The 10,176-nt window shown below is 68.1% G+C and carries 11 protein-coding genes, 1 tRNA gene and 1 pseudogene; 7 read left to right on the forward strand and 6 right to left on the reverse strand.

Going from position 1 to position 10,176, the window contains the following annotated elements; all coding sequences use genetic code 11:
* Window positions 1–21 precede the first annotated feature (21 nt).
* From NE857_RS05020 to NE857_RS05040, 5 genes and pseudogenes are all read right to left on the reverse strand, one after another.
* Window positions 22–234 carry a hypothetical protein gene (locus NE857_RS05020; RefSeq protein WP_254420005.1) on the reverse strand — a complete coding sequence of 71 codons (213 nt, stop codon included), beginning with the start codon at window positions 232–234 and terminating at the stop codon, window positions 22–24.
* Window positions 235–583: 349 nt separating this feature from the next.
* Window positions 584–1,126: a hypothetical protein gene (locus NE857_RS05025; protein WP_254420006.1), complete on the reverse strand. Its 543-nt coding sequence runs from the start codon at window positions 1,124–1,126 to the stop codon at window positions 584–586.
* A gap of 244 nt (window positions 1,127–1,370) precedes the next feature.
* Entirely contained in the window at window positions 1,371–2,033 is a 663-nt protein-coding gene (locus tag NE857_RS05030) for an NAD(P)H-binding protein (protein ID WP_254420007.1), read from the reverse strand.
* A gap of 143 nt (window positions 2,034–2,176) precedes the next feature.
* Window positions 2,177–3,283, reverse strand: coding sequence for a 2-oxoacid:ferredoxin oxidoreductase subunit beta (locus NE857_RS05035; protein ID WP_425572131.1), 1,107 nt, complete (start codon window positions 3,281–3,283; stop codon window positions 2,177–2,179).
* Between the two features lie 34 nt (window positions 3,284–3,317).
* A pseudogene (locus NE857_RS05040) lies at window positions 3,318–5,126 on the reverse strand (2-oxoacid:acceptor oxidoreductase subunit alpha); the annotation flags it as partial.
* Window positions 5,127–5,599: 473 nt separating this feature from the next.
* Between NE857_RS05040 and NE857_RS05045 the strand changes: the two are divergent.
* Window positions 5,600–6,460 carry a M48 family metalloprotease gene (locus tag NE857_RS05045; protein ID WP_254420009.1) on the forward strand — a complete coding sequence of 287 codons (861 nt, stop codon included), beginning with the start codon at window positions 5,600–5,602 and terminating at the stop codon, window positions 6,458–6,460.
* A gap of 57 nt (window positions 6,461–6,517) precedes the next feature.
* Here NE857_RS05045 and NE857_RS05050 read toward each other — a convergent pair whose 3' ends face one another.
* Complete coding sequence (locus NE857_RS05050) at window positions 6,518–7,015, reverse strand: YajQ family cyclic di-GMP-binding protein (RefSeq protein WP_254420010.1); 498 nt, start codon at window positions 7,013–7,015, stop codon at window positions 6,518–6,520.
* A gap of 222 nt (window positions 7,016–7,237) precedes the next feature.
* Between NE857_RS05050 and NE857_RS05055 the strand changes: the two genes are divergently transcribed.
* The 6 genes from NE857_RS05055 (at window position 7,238) to NE857_RS05080 (ending at window position 10,164) form a co-directional block, all read left to right on the forward strand.
* Window positions 7,238–7,319 (forward strand) — tRNA-Tyr (locus tag NE857_RS05055).
* 1,072 nt (window positions 7,320–8,391) lie between these two features.
* Window positions 8,392–8,637: a hypothetical protein gene (locus NE857_RS05060; protein ID WP_017578673.1), complete on the forward strand. Its 246-nt coding sequence runs from the start codon at window positions 8,392–8,394 to the stop codon at window positions 8,635–8,637.
* A gap of 56 nt (window positions 8,638–8,693) precedes the next feature.
* Window positions 8,694–8,939 (forward strand): hypothetical protein, encoded by a 246-nt coding sequence (locus tag NE857_RS05065; RefSeq protein ID WP_017578672.1) that lies wholly within the window; start codon window positions 8,694–8,696, stop codon window positions 8,937–8,939.
* A gap of 12 nt (window positions 8,940–8,951) precedes the next feature.
* Window positions 8,952–9,197 (forward strand): hypothetical protein, encoded by a 246-nt coding sequence (locus tag NE857_RS05070; protein ID WP_184369155.1) that lies wholly within the window; start codon window positions 8,952–8,954, stop codon window positions 9,195–9,197.
* Window positions 9,198–9,208: 11 nt separating this feature from the next.
* Entirely contained in the window at window positions 9,209–9,484 is a 276-nt protein-coding gene (locus NE857_RS05075) for a hypothetical protein (RefSeq protein ID WP_017578670.1), read from the forward strand.
* A gap of 131 nt (window positions 9,485–9,615) precedes the next feature.
* Entirely contained in the window at window positions 9,616–10,164 is a 549-nt protein-coding gene (locus NE857_RS05080) for a hypothetical protein (protein ID WP_254420011.1), read from the forward strand.
* Window positions 10,165–10,176: the final 12 nt, after the last annotated feature.

Consider the following 10,176-nt stretch of genomic DNA (forward strand, 5'->3'; position numbering starts at 1 on the left):
CTCGGGTACCTGTCGCGACGACTAGTCGTGGACGGCGATACCCGTGGCGGAGTCCCAGTCGACGACGTTGCAGCCGCTGGCGCTGACGCCGGAGGCCTTGAGGACGTCCACGCAGATCGGGATCGTGATGTTCTGGATCTTGGCGTTGTTGTCGGCCGCGGCGGTCCCGCTCAGGGCGCCGAAGGCGAGGCCAGCGGCCAGGACGAATCCGGAAACCTTGGCGATACGGGTCATGGTGGTTACCTTTCGGAAGTGCAAAACAGGTTGGCTGCGGCCGCCGGAATTAACTTAGCGTAGCCAAGCCCATGCTCGAAGTAGTTTCGAGGAAGAATCCAGAGTTTCCCCGGAGTTTCTTCAGCTTCGGGGGCGACATGACCGTTATTTCGCGGCTTTGTGGGCGTCCGCGTTACACAACCGAAAGCCTGGCCAGAGAAGACTTCTGGCGAATGCATCGGAATGCTTCACTGTCTGACATTGCACGCCGTGGGGGCACAAAGGCGGGCACAAGTCGGACACCAGGGACACAGAGAAGGGCCCGCACGGTCACACCGTGCGGGCCCTGCCGTCGGGAAAGCGGGTTCGGCTACCAGCCCTGCTGCTGTCCGTAACCCGGGTACTGCTGCCCATAGCCGGGCTGCTGGCCGTAACCCGGCTGCTGCTGCCCGTAACCCGGGTACTGCTGCTGGTCGTAACCGGGGTAACCCTGCTGCGGCTGCTGCCCGTAGCCGGGCTGCTGCTGGCCGTAACCCGCGTACGGGTCCTGCTGCGGCTGGGCGCCCGTGGGGTGCTGCTGGTAAGCCTGCTGCTGCCCGCTCTGGTCCTGCTGCGGGGCCTGCTGCTGCGCCTCGGCCTGCTCCGGCTCCTTCTTGGAGTCGGTGTCCGGGCGGAAGATGAACAGCCGCGCGGCCGCGGACTCGCCGGACTCGCTCGGGGTGATCAGCTCAAGGCGCCACCCGGCCTCCTCGATGCCCTCGAGGATGCGGGTCAGCCCAGGGCGCAGCTTGCTGGAGGCCTCGTCGTAGGCGTTGACCTCGAGCTGGATGATGAACATCCGGCGCTTCTGCTGCGCGGCGACCTTGGCGTGCTCGACGACCGTGCTGTCCCTCACGACCTGTGTGACGCTCATGAATAACCGTACCCATCTGCTCTGCGGAGCTGCTTCACCCGTCGGGGTCGTTCCCGGTCGTCCGCGTCCACCGTGACGGGATTCCGCCGGGCTCCGCCCACCATCATGCCTTCTATGGGGGCATCTGGCCACAGAGGGCCGGAACCGCCACGGAAGACGGGAACCGCCGAGGACCTCCCGGGACTCCCCGGGACGCTCGGGAACTCCGAGGACCGGAGCCCCGGGCCCCACGGTCCGGAACCGCTTATCCGGCGACGGCGCGGACGGCCTCGAGGACGGGTGTCCTACCGTTCACCAGGTTGAGAACCCTCTTGGCCGTACGTGGTTCGTCCACAAGCGCGACGATCACCGCGGCCACGTCGTCACGGGTCACGTCATGGCGCTCCACGGCCTCGCCCAGGTCCACCTGGCCGGTTCCGGCCTCGTCGGTCAGCCGCCCGGGACGCAGGATGGTCCAGTCCAGGTCGAGGTCGTGCTCCTTGAGGTCGTCGTCGGCGGCCTTCTTCGCCGCCATGTAGGCCGCCCAGACCTCGTCGGTGCCCTCCGGCACCGGCTGGTCCACGTTGATCGCGGAGATCTGCACCAGGCGGCGCACCCCGGCCAGGGCTGCGGCGTTGGCGGTCAGGGACGCGGCCTTGTGGTCCACGGTGGACTTGCGGGCGGCACCGCTGCCCGGCCCGGTACCGGCGGCGAACACCACGGCGTCCGCGCCCATGATCTTCTCGGTCAACTCGGTGACCGAGGCCTGCTCCAGGTCGATGACGACCGGCTCGGCCCCGGCGTCGACGACGTCCTGGGTGTGGTCGGGGTTGCGGATGAGGGCGACGGGCTGGTCACCGCGGGCTGCCAGAAGCCTGGCCAGCCGCAGTGCGATCTTCCCGTGTCCTCCGGCGATGACGATACGCATGGGGGAAGCGTATTGCCTGGGGGCCGGGCCCTCGTGTACACAGAGCCGGGCGGCGCCGGTGAACTTCCCGACGCCGCCCGGGGGAATACCTCAGGGGATACCCGGCGTCCTCCGAGAGGACTACGCGAGGGGCCCGTGCCCGGTCAGTCGACCGTCCAGGTGTCCCCGCTGGCCAGCAGCGCCGCCAGCTCACCGTCGCCGCGCTCGGCCCGTGCGTCCTCCACCTGCTCGTTCAGCAGGTCGTCGTAGGTGGGCCGCCGCACGTCCCGGAACACGCCGACCGGCACGTGCTCGAACGCCGGCTGGTCCAGCCTGGACAGCGCGAACGCGTACCCCGGGTCCTGGCGGTGCGCGTCGTGCCGGATCAGCCGGTCCTCGCCGACCGAGTCCACGTCCACGACCTCCAGACCGCCGAACTCGCCCGAGACCACACCCCGGTCCGGGCCCAGCCGCAGCGGCTCGCCCTGCTCCATCCGCAGCAGCCGCAGGTCCCGCGCGGCCGGGTCCTTCAACGGCTCGAAGGCGTCGTCGTTGAAGATCGGGCAGTTCTGGTAGATCTCCACGAACGACGCGCCGGGGTGGTCCGCCGCGGCCCGCAGCACCGAGGTCAGGTGCTTGCGGTCCGAGTCCACGGTCCGCGCCACGAAACCCGCCTCCGCGCCCAACGCCAGCGACACCGGGTTGAACGGGTGGTCCAGCGAACCCACCGGCGAGGACTTGGTGATCTTCCCGGCCTCGGAGGTGGGGGAGTACTGGCCCTTGGTCAGCCCGTAGATGCGGTTGTTGAACAGCAGCACGTTGATGTTGACGTTGCGGCGCAGCGCGTGGATCAGGTGGTTGCCGCCGATGGACAGCCCGTCGCCGTCCCCGGTGATGACCCACACCGAGAGGTCGGGGCGGCTGGTCGCCAGCCCGGTCGCGATCGCCGGGGCGCGCCCGTGGATCGAGTGCACGCCATAGGTGCTCAGGTAGTACGGGAACCGCGAGGAGCAGCCGATCCCGGACACCATCACGATGTTCTCGCGCGGCACGCCCAGCTGGGGCAGGAAGGACTGGAAGGCGGCCAGGATCGCGTAGTCACCGCAGCCGGGGCACCAGCGCACCTCCTGGTCGGACTTGAAGTCCTTCATCTTGTACTCGGTGTCGGTCTTGGGCACCAGCCGCAGTCCGGCCAGCCCTTCGCCCTGCGCGGTGCCGTTCGGTCCCGCGGTCCCGTTCTGGTGCGAGGCCCCGTTGAGGTTCTCAGTCACGGTCGATGACCTCCTGCAGCACGTCCGCGAGCTCTTCGGCCTTGAAGGGCAGCCCGCGGACCTTGTTGTAACCGATGACGTCCACCAGGAAGCGGCCGCGCAGCAGCAGCGACAGCTGGCCCAGGTTGATCTCCGGGACCACGACCCGGTCGTAGCTCCGCAGTACCTCGCCGAGGTTGGCGGGGAAGGGGTTGAGGTGGCGCAGGTGCGCCTGGGCCACCCGGCCGCCCGCGCGCCGCACCCGGCGCACCCCGGCGGTGATGGACCCGTAGGTTCCGCCCCAGCCCAGCACGAGCACCTTCGCGTCGCCGGTGGGGTCGGACACCTCCAGCTCGGGGATGTCCCGGGCGATGGCGTCGACCTTGGCCTGGCGGGTGCGGACCATCAGGTCGTGGTTGTCCGGCGTGTACGAGATGTCGCCGCTCTCGGCGTGCTTCTCGATCCCGCCGATGCGGTGTTCCAGCCCCGCCGTGCCCGGCACCGCCCAGGGGCGGGCCAGCGTCTCCTCGTCGCGCAGGTAGGGGAGGAACTCACCGTCGGGCCCGTTGGGTTCGGTGGCGAACGCGGGCTCGATCTTCGGCAGCTCCGACACCCGCGGCAGCCGCCAGGGCTCCGAACCGTTGGCGAGGTAGCCGTCGGAGAGCATGATCACCGGGGTTCGGTACTTGACCGCCAGCCGGATCGCCTCCACCGCCGCGTCGAAGCAGTCGGCGGGAGAGGAGGGCGCCACCACCGGCAGCGGGGACTCGCCGTTGCGCCCGTAGAGCGCCATCAGCAGGTCCGTCTGCTCGGTCTTGGTGGGCATGCCGGTGCTGGGTCCGGCCCGCTGGACGTCGATGATGACCAGCGGGAGCTCGGTCATCACCGCCAGGCCCACGGCCTCCTGCTTGAGCACCATGCCCGGGCCCGAGGTGGTGGTCACCCCGAGGGAGCCGCCGAACGAGGCGCCCAGGGCCGCGCCGACCCCCGCGATCTCGTCCTCGGCCTGGAAGGTGCGCACGCCGAACCTCTTGTGCCGGGAGAGCTCGTGCAGGATGTCCGAGGCCGGGGTGATCGGGTACGACCCCAGGAAGAGGGGCAGCCCCGACTGCCGGGACCCGGCGATCAGCCCGTAGGCGGTGGCCAGGTTCCCGGTGATGTTGCGGTAGGTGCCAGCCGGGAGCTTCGCGGGTTTGATCTCGTAGGAGACCGCGAAGTCCTCCGTGGTCTCACCGAAGTTCCACCCGGCCTGGAAGGCCGTGAGGTTGGCGGCGAGGATGTCCGGCTTGCTCGCGAACTTGGACTTCAGGAACGACGTCGTCCCCTCCGTCGGCCGGTTGTACATCCAGGACAGCAGTCCCAGGGCGAACATGTTCTTCGCGCGCTGGGCGTCCTTCTTGGAGATGTCGGAGTCGGCCAGGGCCGCCACCGTCATCGAGGTGAGGCCCACCGCGCTGACGTGGAACGCGTCCAGGGTGCCGTCGGTGAGCGGGTCGACCGTGTAGCCGACCTTGGCCAGGCTGCGTTTGGTGAACTCGTCGGTGTTGACGATGATCGTGGCGCCCCGCGGCAGATCGCCGAGATTGGCCTTGAGCGCGGCGGGGTTCATCGCGACCAGCACGTCCGGGGCGTCCCCCGGGGTCATGATGTCGTGGTCGGCGAAGTGCAGCTGGAAGCTGGAGACCCCGGGAAGGGTGCCCGCGGGGGCACGGATCTCGGCGGGGAAGTTCGGCAGGGTCGACAGGTCGTTGCCGAACGACGCGGTCTCCTGGGTGAAACGGTCACCGGTCAGCTGCATCCCGTCGCCGGAGTCCCCGGCGAACCGGATGATGACCCGGTCGAGCTGTTCGATCTGTTTGGCCACTGAGATCGACGACCTCCTCGGTGAGCCGCCGGTCGTGACGGGCGGCGGCGCTCGGGTGTCTGCCCCCGACCGGGCACCGTCACGAGCCGGGTGTCTGGATCAGGGGCAATACGGACAACACGGCCCTCCGCCCGCCCTGGGTGCGCCAACCCAGCGCGGCGTTCGACGGTACCAAACCGTGACCGGGTCGCCTCGGCTGCCAACCTCCGACGACTCGGCCCTCCGCTCACCTGGATGAGGGGTTCTCCCGCATCTTCGGCGCTCGGAGTGACAAGGGCCACGTTCGCACTATAGGTCGTCGGCCGCACTCGGGGGCGGTCCGGGTGGCCTTTGTCACAGGCTCCCGGATCCTGGCAGGAAGGGGGATGTGACCGACAGCTGGTCACATGGGGAACGCAAGACGCCGACCCGCACGTTTGTCACCATGTACCCATCAAATGCCGGGCAGCGGCGAACAGCGGAAGGGAGAGCGCGTGCACGTCAACGCGATCCGCGCGGTCGGACTGTTCGTCGGGGCCGCGGTGCTCGCCGTGGTGGTCGGCTGGCTGTGCGGCGCGGAGAAGGGCGCGCAGCTCTCCATCGCGCTGGTGGTCTGCGCGGGGATCCTGGTCTACCTGTTCGGGAACTCCCTGGCTCTGCGCGCGATGCGGGCCCGGCCGGTCAGCGAGATCGAACGCCCCGAGCTCTACCGGATCGTGCGGGAACTGGCCACGGCCGCCCGGCAGCCGATGCCCAAGCTCTACCTGTCGCCGGTGCGCTCGCCCAACGCCTTCGCCACCGGCAGCACTCCGCGCCGGGCCGCCCTGTGCTGCACCACCGGTCTACTGCGCACCCTCGACGAACGCGAACTACGCGGGGTCCTAGCGCACGAACTCGCGCACATCCGCTCCAACGACACCCTGATCAGCGCGGTGGCTGCGACGCTGACCACGCTCATCACGGCGCTCACCGCGATCTCCTTCCTGATCCCGCTGGGGGACTCGGAGGAGACGGACCTGCCCAACCTGCTGGGTGGTCTGATGGTGGCCTTACTCGCCCCGCTGGCGGCGGTGGTCATCTACTTCGGGGTGGGCCGGGCCAGGGAGTTCCGGGCCGACGAGAAGGCGGCCGAGCTCACCGGGGACCCGATCGGCCTGGCCGACGCGCTGCGCAAGCTGGAGACCGGCAACCGGGCCTACCCGCTGCCCAGGGAACGCGTCCTGCTGGCCACCTCGCACCTGATGACCACCAACCCGTTCCCGGACACCATCGGGCGCCTCTTCTCAGCGCACCCGCCGGTCCAGGAGAGGATCCGCCGTCTGTACGCGCTGCGCCGCAAGTGGGACCTGGGCTGAAGCACGACGGCCGCCCGACCCCTGGCGGGGCGGGCGGCCGTTCGGCGTTCCGGGTGGCTACCGGTAGTTCACGAACTGCAGTGCCAGGTCGAAGTCCTTCTCCTTGATGAGGTTCATGACGCTCTGGAGGTCGTCCTTCTTCTTGGAGCTGACCCGCAGCTCCTCGCCCTGGATCTGCGCCTTGACGCCCTTGGGGCCCTCGTCGCGGATGAGCTTGGAGATCTTCTTGGCGTCCTCGGAGGAGATGCCCTCCTTGAGGCTGATCGGCAGACGGTACTCCTTGCCGGAGATCTTCGCCTCCTCCGCCGCGTCGAGGATCTTCAGGGAGAGCTTGCGCTTGACCAGCTTCTCCTTGAAGACGTCCATAGCGGCGGCGGCGCGCTCCTCGGAGCCGCTCTTGATCTCGATGCCGTCCTCGCCCTGCCAGGCGATGGTGGTCCCGGTGCCCTTGAAGTCGAACCGCTGGGACAGTTCCTTGCCCGTCTGGTTCAGCGCGTTGTCGACCTCCTGCCGGTCGAGCTTGGACACCACGTCGAAACTGGATTCGGCGGCCACGTACTCTCACACCCCGCTACGTCTGATGGTCCACGGGCCCCAGGGGCACCCGTGCACGTCTCCTTCGGCCCGGTCCGGGCCGGGTCCCGAGCTTAGCCGCGGCGAGCCGGCCCCCGCCGGACGAGCCCGTCCGGGACGCGCCCGCGAAACCGATTTCAGGTTCAGGGCCATCATCCGCTATTGTCGTTCATGCGCAGCGACGCACAGCGTCGCAGCAGCCCAGGCAGGTTGCCCGAGCGGCCAATGGGAGCGGACTGTAAATCCGTCGGCTTAGCCTTCGAAGGTTCGAATCCTTCACCTGCCACAGGGGAACCAAGCCCCCGGTACCAACGGTGCCGGGGGCTTCGTTGTGGTACGCCCGGCATGGGCAGTTGCTTGAGGGTGAAAGTCCCTTGCGGGAGGAGATGGTGCCAACCGCGAGCCGGAGGCAACGGCGTCATCGCGAGGTGGGGTCGGAAGGAAGCCCGAGGCGAAACCCTGCACTGAGGAACACGAACCGTGTATGAGGCAGTCCGACCGGGGTGAGCCAGCCACGGATGGCGAAGCCCGTCACCGTCAAGACGGTCGGGGTGTAAACACGGCAGGCGTAGGGGGAAAGTGGCTGTTCTTATCCGGGGAGGTCTGTCTGGGTGTCGGTTTGCTGAGTTGTCGCTGCGCCGACGGGTCCGCTCGCAAGGGTGGGTCTGACCAGGCAGAAGTCAGCAGAGGCCATAGTACTGACCGGCAGGTCAGGAAGGGCTGAACGTCGAGTGGAGCAGAAGGAGGGGGCTTGCTCGGTTGGGTCGTAATGATCGCTGTAAGCCGGTCTGAGAGCCGGTCCACCGTGGGGCGGAGAGGGTGCATTCCCTCAGAGCTGCTTCATGCTGGTGCGTAGGCGGCCACGGCGCAGTTCCCAAGAGCTGGATCCATGGGTCCGGGCCTTGATGGCCGGGCCGGTCGTCGTCTGAGACGGCTTGACGAACCGCCAGGTGCGGGCCCGCATGCCTGGTGGTGTGGGAGGCGGGTCGGGTGACCCGACCCGCCTACCCGATTCCGGGGCCGCCCCGAGGGTGGAGTCACCCTCGGTAGCAGGTGTCACTGAGGGTCAAGTGATTCGGGCGGTTGCGAGGGGGTCACGCTCCGAGCACAGAGAGATCACTCTGTGTGATCTTTCGGGGGCGGGTTGCGCTCCGGGCATGCGGAAAAATCATTGCATTGTCCCATTTGTTTTGTTGGGCGAAAGGAATTCGTCCGGCAATCTGGACAAATTGCCTCCCGGGTTTCGGCGTTGACAAAAACTGAGGGCCGGATGATGATTGCACCAGTCCACCGCGACACAGGTGCAAAAGCGCCTGCGTCTTTTTCTGTCAATGCCTCGCTGATTTCCCGGGGGAAACATGATCAAGAAGCTGACCGCTGCTGGCCTGGTCGCCGGTGCCGCGATGGGCGCGCTCCTCATGGGAGCTCCCGCTCACGCCTCGCACGGCGGTGACCAGCAGTTCAACCAGAACCTCCAGCTCGTCCCGGTGCAGTCCTGCAACCTGACGGGCAGCGTCGGCCTGGTTGCCGTCACCGTGCCGATCCTGTCGCCGCAGACCACGGGCGACTGCGTGAACGGCCCTGTCGGCACCAACATCAGCTAGTTCCGGCAATCAGTTCAACCGAGACGATATCTCAAACTTTTTCGAAGGGTAATTCAATGCTGCGTAAGCTCGGTGTTGCCGGCCTCGTCGCTGGTGCTGCTTTCTCTGCCATTCTGGCCGCCACCCCGGCCTCCGCCTCGCACGGCGGCGACCAGCAGTACAACCAGAACCTCCAGGCCATCCCGGTCCAGCTGTGCAACACCAGCGCGGCCGTCGGCCTGGTCGCTGTGAACGTGCCGGTCCTGTCGCCGCAGACCACGGGCGACTGCGTGAACGGCCCCGTCAGCACCAACATCCAGTAGGAGAGTCCCAGAATGCGTAAGTTCACCGCTGCCACCGCCATCGCCGGTGTCGCCCTGGGCGCCATTCTGGCGGCCGCTCCCGCGTCCGCCTCCCACGGTGGCGACCAGCAGTTCAACCAGAACCTTCAGCTGGTTCCGGTTCAGCTGTGCAACACCGAGCTGGCCGTCGGCCTGCTTGCCGGTGTCAACGTGCCGATCCTGTCGCCGCAGACCACGGGCGACTGCGTCAACGGCCCGGTCAGCACCAACATCCAGTAGGAGGACCGCAGATGCTGCGCAAGTTCACCGCCGCCACGGCGATCGCCGGTGTCGCGCTCGGCGCGATGCTGGCGGCCGCTCCGGCCTCCGCGTCGCACGGTGGCGACCAGCAGTTCAATCAGAACCTTCAGCTGGTTCCGATTCAGCTGTGCAACACCGAGCTGGCCGTCGGCCTGGTCGGCGCCAACGTGCCGATCCTGTCGCCGCAGACCACCGGTGACTGCATCAACGGTCCGGCTGGCACGAACATCAGCCACGACAAGGGCGAGAAGCCCGGCTACCACTAACCACAGCGTGGTTGGTTGACGGAGTCCCAGGACTCCGGTGACGGAACAGAGCGGGTACGAGGCCCCTCGGCGTGTGCCGAGGGGCCTTGCCGCTGTCCGCGGCCATGATGGTCGCGATCTGAGGAGGCGACATGCAGCGCACACTCTTGACCCGCACCCTTCTGGTCGGGGCGGCCCTGACGCTGGCGGTCTCGGCCTGCGGTCAGGCGGAGGAGCCCGACGAGGACGGCAGCGAGTACGGCGGAGGAGGCCAGGAGACGGGCGCCCCGGACGCGGAGCACACCCCGGGGGAGTACGGCAGCGAGTACGGCGGGGGCAACGCCGGTGACGTCCACGTCCTCAACCTGTACGGCGACGAGGAAGGCTTCGACGACCAGCGCCCGACGGACTACGTCGCCACCGAGTTCACCACCTTCTCCGACGTGGAGTGGGACGAGTGGGACGAGAACCGCGCCCGGGGCGAGGGCGAGGTCCTGGGCACCTGGTGCATGGACGTGGGCTGCCAGGACGATCCCTATGACGTGGAGATCGAACTCGGGGACCCGGTAGAGGTGGACGGCACCTGGTACTTCTCCACGTACACGGTCACCGAGTACGACGACGACATGGCCGAGGAGCAGCGGGAGGCCCTGGAGCAGGCCGACGACGGTCAGCTCAACGTGCCCGTGTCCGCGGAGTAGCCGGCGGGGGCC

The sequence above is a fragment of the Nocardiopsis exhalans genome (genome assembly GCF_024134545.1).
Classification (GTDB): Bacteria; Actinomycetota; Actinomycetes; order Streptosporangiales; family Streptosporangiaceae; genus Nocardiopsis; species Nocardiopsis exhalans.

Excerpts from the sequence above, each read along its gene's own strand:
- NE857_RS05080 (WP_254420011.1), top strand. The coding sequence starts at position 9,616 with ATGCAGCGCACACTCTTGACCCGCACCCTTCTGGTCGGGGCGGCCCTG.
- NE857_RS05020 (WP_254420005.1), bottom strand. The coding sequence starts at position 234 with ATGACCCGTATCGCCAAGGTTTCCGGATTCGTCCTGGCCGCTGGCCTC.
- NE857_RS05060 (WP_017578673.1), top strand. The coding sequence starts at position 8,392 with ATGATCAAGAAGCTGACCGCTGCTGGCCTGGTCGCCGGTGCCGCGATG.
- NE857_RS05030 (WP_254420007.1), bottom strand. The coding sequence starts at position 2,033 with ATGCGTATCGTCATCGCCGGAGGACACGGGAAGATCGCACTGCGGCTG.
- NE857_RS05065 (WP_017578672.1), top strand. The coding sequence starts at position 8,694 with ATGCTGCGTAAGCTCGGTGTTGCCGGCCTCGTCGCTGGTGCTGCTTTC.
- NE857_RS05025 (WP_254420006.1), bottom strand. The coding sequence starts at position 1,126 with ATGAGCGTCACACAGGTCGTGAGGGACAGCACGGTCGTCGAGCACGCC.
- NE857_RS05070 (WP_184369155.1), top strand. The coding sequence starts at position 8,952 with ATGCGTAAGTTCACCGCTGCCACCGCCATCGCCGGTGTCGCCCTGGGC.
- NE857_RS05075 (WP_017578670.1), top strand. The coding sequence starts at position 9,209 with ATGCTGCGCAAGTTCACCGCCGCCACGGCGATCGCCGGTGTCGCGCTC.